The organism is Ruminiclostridium papyrosolvens DSM 2782, from assembly GCF_029318685.1.
In the GTDB taxonomy this organism is placed as follows: domain Bacteria; phylum Bacillota; class Clostridia; order Acetivibrionales; family DSM-1351; genus Ruminiclostridium; species Ruminiclostridium papyrosolvens.
This window is the reverse complement of sequence record NZ_CP119677.1, coordinates 3,144,006-3,163,305: the sequence shown is the minus strand read 5'-3', so window position 1 is coordinate 3,163,305 and position 19,300 is coordinate 3,144,006. Positions and strand designations below refer to the sequence as shown.

Sequence of the window (19,300 nt, the reverse complement as noted above, 5' to 3'; positions counted from 1 at the left end):
ATAGTAAAACAACTATCAACCTTTAAAATTATCCGTTGGTTTATAAAATATTGGCAAACATCGAACAAATGTTTGCATTTGTTTTGCTATTTGGTATAATAGTAAAGGCGGTAAAAGTGTTTAGGATAAAATTAATATATAGTTAAAATATAACATTTATGAAAAAGGTGTTTTAAATGATAAGGGATAATATTTTTATAAAAGGTGCACGTGAACATAATCTAAAAAATGTAGATGTTGAGATACCAAGAGATAAATTTGTTGTTATAACAGGATTAAGCGGTTCAGGTAAGTCTTCTCTCGCCTTTGATACTATTTATGCGGAAGGTCAGCGAAGGTATGTTGAATCACTGTCCTCCTACGCAAGGCAGTTTCTGGGTCAGATGGACAAGCCGGACGTAGACTATATTGACGGTTTGTCTCCTGCAATATCAATAGATCAGAAGACAACCAGCAGAAACCCAAGGTCAACCGTAGGAACTGTAACGGAAATTCACGATTACCTAAGGCTTTTGTATTCAAGGATAGGAATTCCCCATTGCCCAAAGTGCGGCAAGGAGATTGCACAGCAAACTGTTGACCAGATGGTAGACCAGATTATATCTATTGAAGAAGGAGCGAGAATACAACTCCTTGCTCCTGTGGTAAGAGGCAGAAAAGGGGAATACCATAAGCTTATAGAGGATGCCAAAAAAGATGGTTTTGTCAGGCTTAGAGTAGACGGACAAATAGTAGATATAAATGACGAGATTAAACTGGATAAAAACAAAAAGCACAACATTGAGATTGTTGTTGACAGGCTTGTAATGCGTGGAGATATACAGAAAAGACTTGTTGATTCATTGGAAACAGTACTTCGCTTAAGCGGTGGTATAGTTATAGTAGATATAGTCGGTAAAGAAGAGCTTCTGTTCAGTCAGAATTTTGCATGCAGTGATTGCGGAATCAGTATAGAAGAACTTGTACCAAGGATGTTTTCCTTTAACAATCCCTTTGGAGCATGCCAGACATGTACCGGATTAGGGAACCTTTTAAAGGTAGACCCTGAGCTTGTTATACCGGATAGATCCCTGTCACTTACAAGTGGTGCCATTAATGTTACGGGATGGAATATTGAGAGTGAGGATGCATATACCAGGATGATATTCAACGCCCTGGGAAAGTATTATAAATTTGATTTGGATACACCGTTTAACAAGCTTCAGGGAGAAGTAGTAGATGTCATCCTATACGGTACTAAAGGCGAGAAAATGAAAGTGGATTACGAAAGAGAATACGGCAAAGGGTCCTACATGGCTTCATTTGAAGGAGTTATTAATTCCATTGAACGCCGTTATCACGAAACCCAATCAGAAAGCATGAAGCAGTATTACGAGCAGTTCATGAGCGACAACCCTTGTCCTGATTGTAAGGGTGCAAGATTAAAACCTGAAAGTCTTGCGGTTACAGTCGGAGGTAAAAATATTCACGAAGTATCGTCTATGTCTGTTGCTGATACAAAAGAATTTTTTGATAACATTGAGCTAAGTGAAAGAGATAAGATGATAGCAAACCAGATTTTGAAAGAGATTGCGGCTAGGATAGGCTTCCTCGTTGACGTTGGTCTTGACTATCTCACACTTTCAAGACCGGCTGGAACTTTATCGGGAGGAGAGGCACAGAGAATAAGGCTTGCTACTCAGATTGGCTCCGGCTTGATGGGAGTGCTTTATATTCTGGATGAGCCAAGTATAGGTCTTCATCAAAGAGATAACGAAAAACTTCTGAAAACCTTAAACAGACTCAGAAACCTTGGTAATACGCTGATTGTTGTAGAACATGATGAAGACACCATGCATGCAGCGGACCATATCATTGACATGGGTCCCGGAGCAGGAATCCATGGAGGACATGTGGTTGCTGAAGGTACTCTGGATGATATACTAAAATGTGAAGATTCTCTGACAGGGCAATATCTTAGCGGACGCAAGAAGATAGAAGTTCCGGAAACCAGAAGGAAACCAAATGGAAAGTGGATTGAAATTGTAGGGGCAAAACAGAATAATCTGAAAAACATTAATGCCAAGATTCCGCTTGGGGTATTAACGTCGGTTACGGGGGTTTCCGGGTCAGGAAAAAGCACATTGATTAACGAAATCCTGTATAACAGCCTTGCAAATCACTTATACAGATCCAAGGCAAAACCGGGTAATCATGAAAAAATAAAAGGTCTGAAAAATATTGATAAGGTTATAAGTATTGACCAATCACCAATAGGAAGAACACCAAGATCAAACCCGGCAACATATACAGGGGTATTTGATATTATAAGAGAGGTTTTCGCTTCTACAAATGAAGCAAAGATGAAGGGATATAAAACAGGAAGATTCAGCTTTAATATAAAAGGCGGTAGGTGTGAAGCCTGCAGCGGAGACGGAATTATAAAAATTGAAATGCATTTTCTACCTGACGTATATGTTCCTTGTGAGGTTTGTAAGGGAAAAAGGTATAACAGAGAGACTCTTGAGGTTAAGTACAAGGGTAAAAGCATATCAGATGTGCTTAACATGACTATAGAAGATGCTCTTGAATTTTTCAAGAATATACCCAAAATCCAGAGAAAACTGCAAACCTTGTATGATGTAGGATTGGGATATGTCAAAGTTGGTCAGCCTTCTACAACTTTGTCGGGAGGAGAAGCCCAGAGAGTAAAGCTTGCCACTGAGTTGTCTAAGAGAAGCACTGGAAACACGCTGTATATATTGGATGAGCCTACAACAGGACTTCATGTAGCTGATGTTCACAAACTGATAGACATTCTTCACAGGCTGGTGGAAACAGGCAATTCAATAGTCGTTATTGAACACAACCTTGATGTTATAAAAACTTCTGACTATATTATTGATCTCGGGCCTGAGGGTGGTAACAAAGGAGGTATTATTATAGCACAGGGTACCCCGGAAGAAGTGGCAAAAGTAAAAGAATCCTATACAGGGCAGTATTTAAGCAAAATTATGAAAAGTAAGTAGCTTCAGTTATAAATAAGTATTTCCAAAGACGAGTATTTTAACGTACTTATCTTTGGAAATTTTTTTATTATTGCCCAAAAGTACAAGCTTGTTTATCAAAAATAATATAATAAAACAAGTAAATTATAAAAAATACATTATATATAGGACTCTGGTAAATACTAAGAAGGTTTGTTAATTCTATGTTAACTTTGTTGTAAAAAAATTTACATTGCTATATAATTAAATAGTAAAAATGTTACATTTTGTCGAAAGAAGGTAATTAATAAATGTTTAGAATTACATCTAAGGAAGAGAAATTTTTTGACTATTTTATTGAGACATGTGAGATTATTTGCAAAGCAGCATCACTTCTTGAGGATTTAACTACAAACTATGTTAATGTTAATGAAAAAATCTCAAACATAGAAGGAACTGAGCATGCATGCGATAGTAATGTCCATAAAATTCTAAATGAGCTTAACCAATCTTTTATTACCCCCATTGACCGTGAAGATATTTTCACAATAGCAAAAGAACTGGATAACATTACAGACGATATTGAAACTGCTGCACACAGATTCAGCATGTATAACGTAAAGGCTGTAAAACCCGAAGCTGTTACTATGACAAAGTTGATTGTCAGAGCAACAAGCGAGCTTAAAAATGTAATGATTGAAATGAAAAATATGAAGAAGAGTAAACAGCTCCAGAAAAAAATAATTGAAGTAAACAATGTTGAGGATGAAGCTGATACTATTTTCAGAGATGCAATGGCAAACCTGTTTATAACTGAGCATGACGCAGTAGAAGTTATAAAGTGGAAAGAAATTTTTGAACTTCTTGAAAACACAATAGATGCTTGTGAAGATGTTGCGAATATAGTAGAAGGGGTTGTTATGAAAAATGCTTAGTGTTTCATTAGTAGTTGTTGTTGTACTGGCACTAGGATTTGATTTCATTAACGGATTCCACGATACCGCAAATTCTATCGCTACTTCAGTTTCGACAAGAGTTTTGTCACCGCGTCAGGCAATATTAATGTCTGCAGTACTTAATTTTGTAGGTGCATTAATGAGCAGTAAGGTAGCACATACCATTACTAACGGTCTGGTTGATAGTACTATGATAAAGGTTCAATATGTAATTATTGCAACCTTAATAGCTTCAATTATATGGGATTTGATTACATGGTATTTTGGTATACCAAGTAGTTCATCACATGCGTTAATAGGTGCACTGGTAGGTTCGTCAATAGCATATTCAGGTGGGTTAAGCATAGTAAAATGGCAAGGTATACTGGATAAGGTTGTTATACCATTAATTACATCACCGATAATAGGTTTTGCAATTGGTTTTGTGTTCATGTCTTTTCTATACAAGCTACTCCGTCCGTTTTCACAAAGGTTCGTAAATAAATGGTTCTCTAAATTACAAATAGTTTCAGCGGCATTTATGGCATATTCTCACGGAAATAATGATGCTCAAAAGTCTATGGGAATAATTACATTGGCTTTAATAGGTGCAAATTTAAATAATGGACATACTGGAGTTCAGCCTTGGGTTATGATTGCATGTGCTATTTCAATGGCACTTGGTACATCAATAGGTGGCTGGAAAATCATTAAAACAATAGGTGTTAATATGATTAGACTTCAGCCGATTGGCGGTTTTGCAGCAGAAACAGGAGCGGCAATTGTTATTGAAACAATGACGCATTTCGGAGCACCTGTAAGTACAACTCATGTTATATCAACATCTATCATGGGTGTAGGAGCTTCAAAGAGATTTTCTGCCGTAAAGTGGGCATTGGCAAGAAATATAGTATATGCATGGATATTTACAATCCCTGTATCAGCAATCATCGGAGCATTTATTACGACTATATTTAAATTCTTTGCTTAATAAATATTAAAAACATACTTATTTTTAAATAGAAATGGTTAAAACTATACATTAATAAACCTGAATTAGAGTCGTATAGATTAGATATTAGGACTATAATTCAGGTTTATTCGTCTTTGGGCATATGAACTACTTATATAAGACAAAAATCAAAAAAATAAAAGCAAATCGGTTAGACCTCGAAATCTACTTGTGTTATACTAGTAAAAACTAATAAAGATAAAAGAGCAGTATAAATAATAAATTTTTTGGACATTTATGGAAATAATATAGTATATATATTGGAAGGAATATACTGGAATTAAAAGAAGAGGTGATTAAATGATAAAATGTTCCATTTGTAATAAAAATATTGCAGTTGTGTTTGTAACAAAAATTATAGACGGGAAGCAAATTCAAGAAGGCTTGTGTGTAAGTTGCGCAAAGAAACAGAATTTACAGCCAATAGATCAGTTACTGTCACAAACTGGTATGACAGAATATGAGCTTGATAATATAAGCAAACAAGTAGGAGATATGCTTGAAGAGATGGACGGGTCTGAAATAATGGAAGCGATGCAGGTAGACCCTGAAAACATTAATCAGGCAAATCCTTTTTTTAGTATATTAAATAAGGCGTTTCCAAAGCCAGATGATATTGAAGCAAACAATTCAAAAAGTCTTCAACCCATAGGCCAGGATAAAGACGGCGACGATAAGGACAAAAATTCAACAAAAACAAAAGCTCAGGACAAAAAGACTGTTAAAAAGAAAAAATACCTTGAAATGTACGGTACGAATCTTATAGATAAGGCTAAAGAAGGAAGTATTGATAAGATTATTGGCAGAGCACGTGAGATTGAAAGAGTTATTCAGATTTTAAACAGAAGGACTAAAAACAATCCTGTGTTAATAGGAGAACCCGGTGTTGGTAAAACTGCTATTGCAGAAGGACTGGCTTTAAGGATTGCTGAAAAAACTGTTCCTGTAAAAATACAGAATTCTGAGGTTTACCTTTTGGATATGACCAGCGTTGTCGCAGGAACACAGTTCAGGGGACAATTTGAAAGCAGGATGAAAGGTATAATAGAAGAAGCCAAGTCGTTTGGAAATATTATTCTTGTAATCGATGAACTTCATAATATAATGGGCGCAGGCGAAGCTGAAGGTGCAATGAATGCTGCAAACATTTTAAAGCCTGCCTTATCAAGAGGTGAAATTCAGGTAATTGGGGCTACAACCCTGAATGAATACAGAAAGCATATAGAAAAAGATACTGCTTTAGAGAGAAGATTCCAACCTATAATTGTTGATGAACCATCTATTGGGGAAAGTATAGAAATATTAACAGGTATAAAACACTACTATGAGCAATATCACAGAGTTAAAATAAGTGATGAAATAGTAAAGGCTGCAGTAAATTATTCTGAAAGGTATATTACGGACAGACTTTTGCCTGACAAAGCCATAGATGTAATAGACGAAGCAGGTTCCAGAGCCAACCTGAGAAATACAAAACTGGCTGAGCTTGAGTCATACAAAGAAGAACTGAAAAAGGTTCAGGAAGAGAAAGAATTTGCAGTTTCAGCGGATTCAATAGAAGACTACCAGAAGGCAGCAGATTTGAAGGTTTATGAGTGTAAGCTTAATGAGCTCATCAAGGATATAGAGGATACCAGTAAAGATGTTGAGCTAACCATGGAAGACATAGCAGCAGTAATTGAAGCGTGGACTAAAATTCCGATTCAGAGGCTTACTGAGGGTGAAGCGGAAAAACTAATGAGTCTGGAAACACGTATTCATAAAAGGGTAATAGGACAGGAAAAAGCTGTTGAAGGCGTTGCAAGAGCTATAAGAAGAAGCAGGTCAGGGTTTAAAAAGAAGAAAAAACCGTCATCCTTTATTTTTGTAGGTCCGACAGGTGTTGGTAAAACCGAGCTTGTACGGGCACTTTCAAATGAATTATTTGGAAGTGAAGAAGCACTGATAAGGCTTGATATGTCTGAATATATGGAAAAGCATACTGTTTCCAAGTTAATAGGATCACCTCCGGGATACGTGGGATATGATGATGCAGGTCAATTAACAGAAAAAGTAAGAAGAAGACCATATTCCGTAATACTATTGGATGAAATAGAAAAGGCCCATCCTGATGTATTCAATATGTTGCTTCAAATTCTTGAAGACGGAAGGCTAACAGATAGTCACGGTAAGACTGTAAACTTTGAAAATACAATTATTATCATGACATCAAATGCAGGAACTAATTTAAAATCCGGTGGCATAGGTTTTTCAAATAATACCTATACTGCCCTTGAAAGCAGAGTGCGAGATGTAATAAAAGAAACTTTCAGGCCTGAATTCCTCAACAGAATAGATGAGATAATTGTATTTACTGAGCTTGGAAAAGAGGAATTAAAGAAAATAATCGATTTGATGCTGGAAGAAGTTTACCATGAAGCCCGCGAAAAGGATATTAGAGTTAATGTTTCCGATAAGGTTAAAGAATTTATATTGGAAAAAGGCTACGATCCTAAGTTTGGTGCCCGACCCTTGAGAAGAACAGTACAGAGCTATATAGAAGACCGCCTTTCAGAAGAGTACTTAAAAGGGACAATAAAAGAAGGTTCTCTTGTAGGGGTAGACTTGGACGATAATAATGAAGTAATTTTAACAATTGTCTAGCGTTATAATATTATAAATAGCAGCAGGAATTCAACTCTTGCTGCTATTTTATTGTTGATAAACTATATTGCGTCGATTTATTATTTAATTGTAATATATTGCAATATATGCCTAATAGTATTTATAATTGTATATGGTATAAAAAATTTAGGATTCATCTAAATGATTGTGTTATCCTCGTTCTTAATAGTAGACAAAAAGTGGCTATATAAAATAAGAATTGGAGTGAAACAAATGCAATACTCAAAAAAACTTTTATGTTTAGTACTATTTACACTAGTCAGTTTTACGTCAGTTTCTTGTGGTAATGATAATTCGTATGTTTCAGAAGCTCGCAACAGCAAAATTACTCACGCTGAAACCAGTACAATAAGTTTAATGACAAGTTGGGGCGGTGTTGACAGTAAAGCCGGTTGTTTAACGGATTTGCTGGACAAGTTTGAAAACGAAAATCCAACTATAAAAGTTTCCAATCAGTCTATTTTTGGAGATGAATATTTGCCTACGCTTAAAACAAGGTTTGCGTCAGGTAACGAGCCAGATGTTTTTGGTTTATGGCCATGTTCTGATATAAAATATATGATAAGGGCAAATAAGCTTGCTGAACTAACGGACACGCTTAAGAAGGACAGTGAATGGATGGAAAGCTTCAAAGGAAACTTCTTTGATATGACTACCTACAACAATAAGATTTTTGGTATACCCTTTGAGCTTGTATTTGAGGGGATGTTTATCAATAAGGATTTATTTCAGCAATTTGGTGTAAAAATACCTCAAAATTATCAGGAGCTTAAAAATGCAATAAATATATTTAATAAGCATAACATTACACCTATAGCCTATAACGCCACAGCCGAAGGCTCATATATATATCAGAACATGATTGCAAGCCTTGGAGGAAACGAAGGAGTAGAAAAGTTTATAGTCAATAATAAGATAAACAACTGCTACATAGATGCAATGAAATATATGAAGGAATTATATGAAATGCATGCATTTCCAAACGATTTAATATCCATAACCAGCGAAGAAAGAAATAACCTATTTATAAAGAAACAGGCAGCCATGATAGTTCAGGGATCATGGTTTGCAGCCTACTTTGGGAAGTTTGATAAAACAGTTGAGATGATACCGTTTCCGGCTATGGGAAATGGAAGTAGTAAAATACCTGCGGGTTTAGGTGGTGGGACCTTTTATATAAGCAAAAGCGCCTGGAGTACACCTGAAGGTAAAGAAAATACTCTCAAACTTATAAAATTCCTTACGTCAAAGGCCACATCAGATTATTTATACAAGGAATCAGGACTATTCAGCACATTAAACGTATCAATGGAGACCCCCTATAACGCATTGGCGCAACAAAGTATCGGTGTTTATGAAAAAACCCTGGAAGAAAATCGGTGTGCAATTCCTGATCACATAATAGATAGAAGCACATGGGAAAAGGTTATTGTTAAGGAGTTTCCAAGATATCTTGATAATAAAATCTCTGCAGAAGAAATATGGGAAAAAGCTTTGAATAGGTTACAATGATTAAAATAGCATTTAGTCAATTACTCGTGTTTAGGATATGGTGGGACAATGATAAATAAAATTACTTCAAGCATATTTTCTAAAATACTTAGAAGTTTACAATTTTATAAAAACATATCAATAAAAAAGAAATTGCTGCTTGTAGTAAATCTGCAAATTTTAATTCCTCTTATATTTGTAGGGTTTTTTGCGTATAAGAGTTCAGAAGAAATTATTAACAGCAAATCTATTTCGTATTCTAATGACGTACTTAGCTCTATTGGGTTAAGACTACAGGATACGGTAACAAACTTAACAAACATATCCGGCGACATAAGTATGGATAAAAATATATATGACGCTTTAATCAGCTATGACACGGGTAATGATAATAATGATTTAACGCAAATGAGTATTCATGAAATAGATTCTCAGTTAACAAACCTATTTATAACGGTAAAAGGAAACAGACCGGAAATAAATTCTATCTGTATAATAACAGATAGTGGTTTGGTACTGCCGAGACGTTATCCGAGTACTGATTCGGAGCTCCGGTCAGTAGTGAACAGAGAATACTCCAGAATGAGTGAGAAGGCTGATGAAGTTTCCAGAAAAGCAGCCTGGTTTTTTGAAACGTCTTCAGGAGTTGTGAAGAATGCTTATTTAGTAAAAAAGGTATACAACAGAGATAATTATACGGAAATAGGAATGTTGGTAGTTCAAATAAAAATGGACTCTTTAAAGGATGTCCTTAAGGGTCTCGAATCTGAGGTTATGCAAAATACTACAATACTTTCACCAAATAGTGATATAATTGTTTCAAAGAATAAATCAGCCTTAGAAAAATATAAATACATAATAAGGAATACGCCTTATGATGAGGATTCTTTTATAGACCAGAAAAATAAAATTTTTGTTGCTTATACATATTTAAAAGATAATATTAATTGGAGAATAGTTACATTTGTTCCTTTAGACGAGTTATACTCCGACGTAAATATATTGAGAAACAGGATAATTATGCTCTGTCTTGCATCTATTATATTACTTTCTGTAGTCAGCTTTTATATGTCTTTTGATATGATAAAACCAATTAACAGATTGGTAAAGGCAATGAAAAATATGAACATAAACAATATACCTGAGAGTTACATTGAGGTTGACAGAAATGATGAATTGGGCTTCTTGCACAAAACTTTCAATAATATGACTAAAGAGATTGACCATCTGGTTACCTGGATTTACAGGGAACAGATTACTCGAAAAGAGGCTGAACTGAAAGCGTTACAGTCACAAATAAACCCTCATTTTCTCTTTAATACACTGGAATCAATAAACTGGATGGCACGGCTAAATAATGTACCTGAGATAAGCGATACAGTAACGGACCTCTCTACACTGCTTGAAGCCAGTATAGGAAGGGATGACAGGCTTATACCCATTGAAGAGGAGTTTATGTACATAGATAAATATATATCCCTTTTAAAACGCAGATTTGAAGATAAAATAACACTAAAAAAAGAAATAGACCCTCAAGTTCTGTATATAAAGATTCCAAGACTTCTCATACAACCGCTAATTGAAAATGCTGTCTATCATGGAGTGGAAAACAGCAGAGAAAAAGGGGTCATTATGCTCAATGCCAGAATACAGGAAGATTTGCTGGTGCTGGAAGTAATTGATAACGGCAACGGAATATCAAAAGAAGATCTAATTAAGCTAAATAAGAGTCTGGAAATGGATAATGACACGTACTTTAAATCTCTTAGAGAAAAGAAAAATAAGAGTATAGGAATTGATAATGTAAATAGAAGAATAAAACTCTTCTATGGTGAAAAGTATGGTATCAAAATAGAGAGCAGTGTTAACATATTTACTAAAGTAACGGTTTCTTTGCCGCTTCAAACATTCAATACTAAGGAGAGTTATTATGTACAAGGTTCTAATAATTGATGATGAATCCATTATACGTAAAGGTATCAAAAACATTATTAATTGGAAACAGCTTGATTGCGAGGTTTGTGCAGATGCCTGTGACGGTATCGAAGGAATTGAGCTGATAAAAAAATATCTGCCGGAAGTAATTATAACAGATATACGTATGCCTGGAATGGATGGTTTGGAAATGATTAAGCAGGCAAAGGAGATTGTTCCAAACACAAAAATAATAATACTGACAGGGTACAGAGATTTTGATTATGTACAGAAAGCTATTAAATGCGGAGCATTTGATTTTCTTCTTAAACCCTCCAAAATTGAAGAACTGACCTCAGTACTGGCAAAGGCAGTTAATGAACTAAATGAACAAAAGGACAAGCACAATGAAATTGAGCGGTTTCGAATGCTTTTTGAGCAAAACATTCCTGTACTCAGAGAAAAACTTCTATATGATATTATATACGGACTAAACACAAGTGAAAATGAAATATATGAAAAAATGAAGCTTTTTGATATATCAATACGTAATTTTGTTTTGGTTGTAATGGAAAATGACTACAATGATAAATCAAACAGTTCGTTGTATGATAAACATCTCTATCAATTTGGAATCGTTAAATCCTTTGAAGAAATATTTGCAGAGAATTATGAAGTTTTAAGCATTATGCTCAGCAGTAACAGAGTAGGTTTTATAATACAGAAATCTGATAATTTACTTTTGGATATAGAGAAGGTAAGTGAAAAATGTGATTATCTGCAGGAGGTTATAAATAACGGATTTGGTTTTACTGTTACTATAGCTGTCAGCTCAAATGGAAAAGAAGCTCTTGAGCTTCCCGACAAACTGAAAGAATGTCTGGGCTCTTTGGAATATAAGAGTTATATGGGGGAAAACTCCATAATTCAGTATAGTGACTTAAACTCATTTTTCAGATATGAAGACTATTCTACTCTGGACAAGTATCAAAAACAGATTATTGAAAATATAAAATCTGGAAATGAGACTGGAGTAAGAGAAAATACAAAACTTATATCCGATTATCTGACCAAAAACAATATAAATATACACTACATGAGAAATTTTTATTATACTACATTGTCCTCAATAAATAACATCAGAATATCAGTTTCGTCTGTAGACACGGACAGAAAATATTCAGAAGGTGAGGATATAGCAAGCTTAATAAAGCTCATAGAAAAGACAGACAAAGCAGAAGAACTTAACTCACTCCTGGAAGAAGTATCTATAAAAATAGCATCAAAAGTTAACAGTTTTAATAATAAAAGTATAAAACTTATATTGAGAAAAGCAATAGATTATATACAAGAACATTACAATGAGCAGGTAACGCTTAATGAAGTAGCGGAAAATATATACGTAAGTACTTTCTATATTAGCAGGATGTTCAAAAAAGAGTTGGGAAAAAGTTTTGTAGACTATCTTAATGATGTAAGGATTGATAAAGCAAAGGAACTTCTAAAGGATGTAAAATATAAGACCTATGAAGTTGCAGAGAAAGTTGGTATTTCTGACCCACACTATTTTTCAAAGCTATTTAAAAAATATTCCGGAATGACACCCTCTGAATACAGAGATAGTTTATTTTAGTTTTTTATTATATTAGCAAGGTGTTCAATATTGACCTTTAATGGAAATAATTGTACGTAACCATGTTTTATCTATGGACAAAATTAGACCCACAATTTTAAAAAATAATGAAAATCGTCAAAAAAGACACATATTTGTAAGAATATGTGTCTTTTTTAGTGCAATTTCTTGCCATACCCATATAGTCAAAATATTAAAACATAAAGCAACATTATCTATTTAGAAAGAAAGTCTATTTTTATAGAATTAATGTTGCAAAGTGCTTCAATAGCACATATGTAAGCTTTTCATTATGAATTGCTAAAACAAAAAGGAGGATTTTAAAATGTTTAAAAAGGTAATAGCTTCTGTTTTAACAGGCGTTATGGTACTGGGTATGGCTGCATGTGGAAACACAGAGTCAGGTGACAGTACTGCTTCAGCATCAAACTCAGCAGCCAGCACTAGCTCAGTAGCATCTACATCTTCACCAGCAGCTACATCAACAGACTTTACAAAGGCTACTGGAACAATAGTAATGTGGAACTGGGAAAACCAGGATCAGCTTAAGACATCAATCGCTGATTTCAATACCAGATATCCAAATGTAAAGGTTGAATCAGTACCAGTTGCAAGTGCAGACTATGTTAAGAAAATACAGACTGCAGTAGCGGCAAAAACAGCTTTACCAGATGTAATCAGAGGAGAAGTTGGTTTCAGAGGAACTCTCTTTGATATGGATATTTGTCAAGATCTTTCACAAGCTCCATTTAACTTTGACAAGAGCAAATTGGCTGAAAAGTCATTACCACTTGTTACAGACGCCAAGGGACAGGTACTGGGAGCTCCAACTCAGTTTAACCCATCAGGTGTTGCTTACAGAAGAAGCATGACAAAGGCATTATTCAATACTGATGATCCTAAAGCATTGGCAGATAAGTTTAAGACTTGGGATGATGTAATTGCTGCCTTCAAGGATGCTAAGATAAATGGTAAGAAGGTTTTCGCATTCAGATCAGTAAGAGATATATTCCACATAGTTGACGGATATAATCCTGAAAATCCAATTCAAGACGGAACAATCAAGTTTAACGAAGTTTATCTTCCTACTTTCCAAGTTATAGAAAAGATGTGGAAAGCCGGAGTTCTCAACAAATATGACATGTGGACTCCAGCATGGAATGCATCATTTGCTAAGAGCGAAGATGTATTTGCAGCTGCAGCACCTTGGTTCCTCAAGTACGTTATAGAGCCAAACGATGCTAAGGGCAAAGGTGACTGGGGTGTAACAGTAGCTCCAGGCGGAATGTTTAACTGGGGTGGAACTGCATTGTCAATCTGGAAGGATTCAAAGGTTAAGGAAGCAGCTTGGGGTTACATAGCTGACCAGATACTTAATGAAAAAGGTGTTAAAAACTCATTTACAACTGGTATGAATATTACTCCTGTTAAAGAATTTATTGATAAACCAGGTTTCTTCAGCCAAAAAGAAGAATACTGGGGTGGCCAGGATGTAGGACAATTCTACATGGATAACATGGATGCAGTTAAAGTTAAGTCACTCGGAAAGTATGACAACTTCCTTGAAGCTAATTTCGTAAAAGGATTACAGGAAATCAAAAAAGGAAAGACAGCTCAAGAAGCAGTTGATTTCATGATTGCTGATATGAAGAAAAATGTTCCTGAATTGAAGTAATTTCGGAATTATCTGAATGTTATTGATGATTTAGGAGAGGGTGAAATTCCCTCTCCTTGATTATTTTACTGTTTGTACTTAATCAAGCACACGGGGGTGGTTAGTAATGAAAAATCTCTCAAAGAAATCAACACCTTATCTTTTCATGGCACCTTACTTCCTACTTTTCATAGCATTTTCATTAATTCCTATAGTATTTACGTTGTATATGAGCCTTAATGAATGGAACGGATACACGGGAATAAAATTTATAGGATTAGCAAATTACCAAAGAATGTTTGAAAATGGGGAGTTTGTTTTAGCTCTTAAAAATACTGCAATCATTATGCTTATGTTAATACCATTGCAGTTGATATTTGCAGTAATTATTGCCTATATGATTAATTCAAAGCTTGTCAGGCATAAAGAAGTTTTTAAAACTGCAATTTTTACACCATATCTTGTTATACCGATAGCTGCGGGATTGTTGTGGGCATTCTTCTTTGACGGCGGTTCATCAGGAACAATTAATGCTATCTTATTGAAACTCCATATTCTTAAAGAGCCCATTGATTATCTTGCAAGTCCCAAATTAGCTAAAGTAGTTATTGCAGTTATCATGCTGTGGAGATACACAGGATATTGCGTACTGTTCTTCATAGCCGGTTTTGTATCAGTACCGGAGGAATTGTACGAGGCTGCACGTGTTGATGGAGCCAGAGCATGGCATAATTTTTGGAATATTTCTCTTCCAATGATAAAGCCTATAATAATATATATGGTTATCACATCCCTTATAGGTGGTTTCCAGACCTTTGATGAACCAAATATTATTTATACTCAGGGAAATTATCAAACCGGACCATATTCAGGAGGCCCTGATGGTGCAGTATTGACTTTGGTAATGCTTATGAGTAAGGGGGCGTTCCAGAACTCTCAATATGGCTATGGTAGTGCTGTAGCATATGGAATGTTTGTAGTAATAGCTATATTCTCATTTGTTTCATTAAAGTTCATGAATGGAGGGGATAAAGATGGAGCAATCTAATAAAGTTTATTCCTTTATTTTATACATATTTCTGGCTGTTAGTTCAGTAATTGCTATAGGTCCTTTTTATCTTATGGTAATTATGAGTACTTATGATTCAAATGCTCTTTTTACAGACCTTCATTTATTGCCGGGAAACAACTTTATGGTAAATCTAAAAGATGTTTTTCTAAATGCGGGTTTTGGAAGATTCTATTTTAACAGTATATACATTGCTGTGCTTTCAACAGCCTTAACAGTATTTGTATGTGCAATGTGCGGATATGCACTTGCCAAATTTAACTTTAGGTTCAAAAAAGTAGCATACTATGCAATTTTGATTACTATGATGCTTCCTACTCAGTTGGGTTTGATAGCATTTGTAAGTGAAATGAATTTAATTGGTTGGACTGATTCACATTTGTCGCTTATCATTCCGGCAGCTGCGAATGCCTTTGCTGTTTACTGGATAAGACAATACACAGTTCAAGGCGTTCCTACAGAAATAATTGAGAGCGGAAGAATGGACGGTTGTACTGAAGGAGGTATTTTCTTCAAGTTGGTTGTGCCATTTATTAAGCCGGCACTTGGTTCACAGGCCTTGTTATGCTTTATGGCAGCTTGGAATTCGTATCTGTTACCACTGGTATTAATTAATACTCAGAAGAAGTTTACTGTTACTCTTGGATTATCAACATTGGATGCGTTGTACAGAGCAAACTATGGTGCCAGAATAGCAGCCTTGGTTATTGGTACAATACCTATGTTCTGTATATTCCTGGTATTCTCAAAATCACTTATTCAAGGTATTACTGCGGGGTCCGTAAAAGGCTAACTTGCAGACTTATGTAAAGATTTCTTATGTACAATTTATTTAAAGAGTTTTTAGTTTTGAATACATTATAATATGGGTATTCAAAGTATTTGAAATAAACTGGTTAAATTTACTCTTTGAGCAGATAAAAGACTGCTCAAAGAAAATTAACTGGAGTAATGTTAAATATGGATTATTATTATTACAACTAAGCCATGACAAAATATTGCACATTTAAGCAAGTTGTTCTATTCAAGTTTTTCTCAATTTGAATAAAATATAAATAGGTTGATTTTCTACAAAAAGTTGCATTATTAAACTTTTTGTACGAAAAAATGGCATCGGCAATTATACAATACCAAAAATAAAAGTATTGTTTCACTTGTTGTCTATAAACAATATATCTGTGTTGGAAAAAGTATTTTATTACAATGTAGAAACAGGCGGGGGAAGAATTGAGAAGAGAAGCTAATGTTCAAAGAAATGTCTCTAAAAAGGGACCCCCGTCTTTTTGATTTCTTAAAAATACTATAATAGAAATTTTCTTTATTAATAGTTCTAAAAGTAAAAATTTAAAATAATGATTATTAGAGAAACATGTTATAAGTCTTAACAGAGATTTCTCATAAAATAATTGAACAATCGAAAGGGGTTATAAATTTGAAATACGGTTTTTTTGATGATTCAAATAGAGAATATGTCATCACAACACCTAAAACACCTTATCCTTGGATAAATTATCTTGGAACTCAGGATTTCTTTTCTTTAATATCAAATACTGCAGGTGGCTATTGTTTCTACAAGGATGCACGTTTGCGCAGAATAACCCGTTACAGATATAACAACGTCCCAATTGATGTGGGAGGAAGATATTTCTATATAAACGATAACGGTTCACTTTGGTCACCGGGATGGTCTCCTGTTAAGGCTGAACTGGATTCCTACGAGTGCAGACACGGCTTGGGATATACCAAGATAACCGGAAGCAAAGATGGCATCAGCACAGAAGTATTATATTTCGTACCATTAAAGTTTAATGGTGAAATTCATCGTGTAAGAGTTAAAAATACAACATCTGATAATAAAAGTGTCAAATTATTCTCATGTATCGAATTCTGCTTATGGAATGCCTATGATGATATGACAAATTATCAGAGAAATTTAAGTACTGGTGAAGTTGAAGTTGAGAACTCAGTTATTTATCATAAAACAGAATATAAGGAAAGAAGAAATCATTTTTCATTTTATTCTGTTAATGCCGAATTAACAGGATTTGATACTGACAGAGATCAGTTCGTTGGTTTATATAATGGATTTGATGCTCCTCAGGTTCCTGTCAGTGGTGAACCTAAGAATACTATGGCTGACGGATGGGGGCCAATGGCTTCACACTGTATAACTGTTGAATTAAAAGCAGGTGAAGAAAAGGAATTTGATTTTATTCTGGGTTATGTTGAGAACGATGTAAATGATAAATGGGAAAGCAAAGGCGTTATAAATAAAAAGAGCGCATATAAAATGATAGAAGAAAAGGGTAATCCTGCTGGAGTTCAGGCAGCTTTCGAAGAACTGCAGAACTATTGGAGCCAACTGTTTACACAGTACAAACTGGAGCATAAAGACGATAAGCTGTCCAGAATGGTAAACATATGGAATCAATATCAATGTATGGTTACTTTCAATATGTCAAGAAGTGCTTCATACTTTGAAACAGGTATCGGAAGAGGTATGGGTTTCAGAGATTCAAATCAGGATATATTGGGATTTGTACATCAGATACCTGACAGAGCAAGAGAAAGAATACTTGATATAGCTGCTACCCAATTGGAGAATGGCGGTGCATATCATCAGTATCAGCCTCTTACAAAGAAGGGTAACAACGAAATCGGTGGTAATTTTAATGATGATCCGGTGTGGTTGATTGCTTCTGTTGCTGCTTATATAAAAGAGACAGGGGATATGGATATACTAAAGGAAAATGTTCCTTTTGATAATGATGACAACAAAACTGCTTCTTTATTTGAACATTTAAGAAGATCTTTCTATCATGTTGTAAATAATCTTGGACCTCATGGACTGCCACTAATAGGAAGAGCAGATTGGAACGACTGTCTGAACCTTAACTGCTTCTCTGAGACTCCTGATGAATCCTTCCAGACAACTACTAGTAAGGAAGGGAAAGTTGCAGAGTCTGTTCTGATAGCGGGAATGTTTGTATATTATGGTCCTGAGTATGTAAAGCTTTGCAAACTTAACGGACTTGAAGAAGAGGCTGCTAAGGCTCAAACTGAAATTGATAAAATGATAAAGACTGTTAAGGAGTACGGTTGGGACGGGGAATGGTTCATTCGTGCTTATGATGATAACGGTGATAAGATTGGCAGTAATGAAAATGAAGAGGGCAAGATATTCATAGAATCACAGGGCTTCTGTTCTATGGCAGAAATAGGTATTGAAGACGGTTATGTTGAGAAAGCTCTGGACTCTGCAAGAACATACTTGGATACTCCATATGGGCTTGTACTTCAAAATCCGGCATTTACAAAATACTATGTAAATATGGGAGAAATATCTACATATCCGGCAGGATATAAAGAAAATGCAGGCATATTCTGCCACAATAATCCATGGGTTATTGCCGGTGAAACGGCTATAGGCAGAGGCGACAGGGCTTTTGAATACTATTCAAAAATTGCTCCTGCATATACTGAAGAGATAAGTGAAATTCACAAAACTGAACCATATGTTTATTCTCAGATGATTGCAGGTAAGGATGCTAAGAGACCTGGAGAAGCAAAGAATTCCTGGCTTACAGGTACTGCAGCATGGAACTTTGTAGTAATTTCTCAAAATATACTGGGAATTAAGCCTGATTATTTGGGGCTGATGGTTGATCCATGTATTCCTACAAGTTGGGAAGGCTACAAAATAACGAGAAAATTCAGAAATGCTATTTTTGAAATTACCATTAGTAATCCTGAACACGTTTCAAAAGGAGTTAAGAAGCTTGTTGTGGACGGAAAAGAGATTGATGGTAATATAATTCCTGTATTTAATGATGGAAAGACACATCAGGTTGAAGTTGTAATGGGATAATTTCTGTAAATTAAAATAGATTCCTCAATATGCAAACAAAGCAGCTTTCTATTGTACAGGCTATACAATAGAAGGCTGCTTTGTTACTTTAACT

General features: G+C 35.0%; 11 protein-coding genes. All 11 read left to right on the top strand.

Features of this window, described 5'->3' with window-relative positions:
• The first annotated feature begins 176 nt into the window (after window positions 1-176).
• Window positions 177-3,008 carry an excinuclease ABC subunit UvrA gene (gene uvrA, locus P0092_RS14165; protein ID WP_004622118.1) on the top strand — a complete coding sequence of 944 codons (2,832 nt, stop codon included), beginning with the start codon at window positions 177-179 and terminating at the stop codon, window positions 3,006-3,008.
• A gap of 269 nt (window positions 3,009-3,277) precedes the next feature.
• A complete protein-coding gene (locus tag P0092_RS14160; RefSeq protein WP_004622117.1) occupies window positions 3,278-3,901 on the top strand; it encodes a DUF47 domain-containing protein in 624 nt (207 codons plus the stop codon).
• Window positions 3,894-4,892 (top strand): inorganic phosphate transporter, encoded by a 999-nt coding sequence (locus P0092_RS14155; protein ID WP_004622116.1) that lies wholly within the window; start codon window positions 3,894-3,896, stop codon window positions 4,890-4,892. The genes P0092_RS14160 and P0092_RS14155 overlap by 8 nt, the downstream gene beginning before the upstream one ends.
• A 321-nt stretch (window positions 4,893-5,213) precedes the next feature.
• Complete coding sequence (locus P0092_RS14150; RefSeq protein ID WP_004622115.1) at window positions 5,214-7,556, top strand: ATP-dependent Clp protease ATP-binding subunit; 2,343 nt, start codon at window positions 5,214-5,216, stop codon at window positions 7,554-7,556.
• Window positions 7,557-7,790: 234 nt separating this feature from the next.
• Window positions 7,791-9,089, top strand: a complete 1,299-nt coding sequence (locus P0092_RS14145) for an ABC transporter substrate-binding protein (protein ID WP_040759413.1) — start codon at window positions 7,791-7,793, stop codon at window positions 9,087-9,089.
• A 48-nt stretch (window positions 9,090-9,137) separates the two neighbouring features.
• A complete protein-coding gene (locus tag P0092_RS14140) occupies window positions 9,138-11,021 on the top strand; it encodes a sensor histidine kinase (RefSeq protein ID WP_004622113.1) in 1,884 nt (627 codons plus the stop codon).
• Window positions 10,999-12,615, top strand: a complete 1,617-nt coding sequence (locus P0092_RS14135) for a response regulator transcription factor (protein WP_276186934.1) — start codon at window positions 10,999-11,001, stop codon at window positions 12,613-12,615. The genes P0092_RS14140 and P0092_RS14135 overlap by 23 nt, the downstream gene beginning before the upstream one ends.
• Before the next feature lie 325 nt (window positions 12,616-12,940).
• On the top strand, window positions 12,941-14,290 hold the full coding sequence (locus P0092_RS14130; protein ID WP_004622111.1) for an ABC transporter substrate-binding protein: 1,350 nt from the start codon (window positions 12,941-12,943) through the stop codon (window positions 14,288-14,290).
• A gap of 106 nt (window positions 14,291-14,396) precedes the next feature.
• Window positions 14,397-15,317: a carbohydrate ABC transporter permease gene (locus P0092_RS14125; protein WP_004622110.1), complete on the top strand. Its 921-nt coding sequence runs from the start codon at window positions 14,397-14,399 to the stop codon at window positions 15,315-15,317.
• Window positions 15,304-16,131, top strand: coding sequence for a carbohydrate ABC transporter permease (locus P0092_RS14120; RefSeq protein ID WP_004622109.1), 828 nt, complete (start codon window positions 15,304-15,306; stop codon window positions 16,129-16,131). Before P0092_RS14125 ends, P0092_RS14120 begins: the two co-directional genes overlap by 14 nt.
• A 639-nt stretch (window positions 16,132-16,770) precedes the next feature.
• Window positions 16,771-19,206, top strand: a complete 2,436-nt coding sequence (locus P0092_RS14115) for a glycoside hydrolase family 94 protein (protein ID WP_004622108.1) — start codon at window positions 16,771-16,773, stop codon at window positions 19,204-19,206.
• Window positions 19,207-19,300 lie beyond the last annotated feature (94 nt).

Coding starts and splice junctions, on each gene's coding strand:
- uvrA (WP_004622118.1), top strand. CDS start 177: ATGATAAGGGATAATATTTTTATAAAAGGTGCACGTGAACATAATCTA.
- P0092_RS14160 (WP_004622117.1), top strand. CDS start 3,278: ATGTTTAGAATTACATCTAAGGAAGAGAAATTTTTTGACTATTTTATT.
- P0092_RS14155 (WP_004622116.1), top strand. CDS start 3,894: ATGCTTAGTGTTTCATTAGTAGTTGTTGTTGTACTGGCACTAGGATTT.
- P0092_RS14150 (WP_004622115.1), top strand. CDS start 5,214: ATGATAAAATGTTCCATTTGTAATAAAAATATTGCAGTTGTGTTTGTA.
- P0092_RS14145 (WP_040759413.1), top strand. CDS start 7,791: ATGCAATACTCAAAAAAACTTTTATGTTTAGTACTATTTACACTAGTC.
- P0092_RS14140 (WP_004622113.1), top strand. CDS start 9,138: ATGATAAATAAAATTACTTCAAGCATATTTTCTAAAATACTTAGAAGT.
- P0092_RS14135 (WP_276186934.1), top strand. CDS start 10,999: ATGTACAAGGTTCTAATAATTGATGATGAATCCATTATACGTAAAGGT.
- P0092_RS14130 (WP_004622111.1), top strand. CDS start 12,941: ATGTTTAAAAAGGTAATAGCTTCTGTTTTAACAGGCGTTATGGTACTG.
- P0092_RS14125 (WP_004622110.1), top strand. CDS start 14,397: ATGAAAAATCTCTCAAAGAAATCAACACCTTATCTTTTCATGGCACCT.
- P0092_RS14120 (WP_004622109.1), top strand. CDS start 15,304: ATGGAGCAATCTAATAAAGTTTATTCCTTTATTTTATACATATTTCTG.